The organism is Pseudoalteromonas sp. S3260, from assembly GCF_005886925.1.
GTDB classification, from domain to species: Bacteria; Pseudomonadota; Gammaproteobacteria; order Enterobacterales; family Alteromonadaceae; genus Pseudoalteromonas; species Pseudoalteromonas tetraodonis.
Genome location: NZ_PNCV01000377.1, coordinates 1 through 388, shown reverse-complemented (window position 1 = coordinate 388; position 388 = coordinate 1). Strand labels below are relative to the sequence as shown.

1 pseudogene is annotated in these 388 nt (G+C 42.0%); it reads left to right on the top strand.

The window, feature by feature from the left end:
- Nucleotides 1-187: 187 nt before the first annotated feature.
- Nucleotides 188-388, top strand: a pseudogene (locus tag CWC14_RS18870) (glutathione S-transferase N-terminal domain-containing protein); the annotation flags it as partial.

The following is a 388-nucleotide window of genomic DNA, read 5'->3' as shown; positions in this document are numbered from 1 at the left end:
GTGATTCTGTTTATCCTCGCTTTCTTTTTGAAGAAAGAATACTGGCGAGATGTTCATTAATTAGAATATTCAACCAGTTAACTCAATAGGGGCAACATGCCCCTATTGCCGTTTAAAGTCATTGCTCAAATTTTGGGCCATGACGCAAAAGTATTTTGTACTTTGTGATTTTTTGATGGAGGTAGGCATGGCCGTTGCTGCCAATAAACGCCCTGTAATGACGCTGTTTTCCGGTGCTAATTGTATGTACAGCCACCAAGTTCGTATTGTCTTGGCGGAAAAAGGAGTTAGCGTGGATATCCACTTGGCGGAGAAGTATAACTTGCCAGAAGCGTTACACGAGATTAACCCATATGGCACTTTACCACTCTGATTGATCGTGAACTTG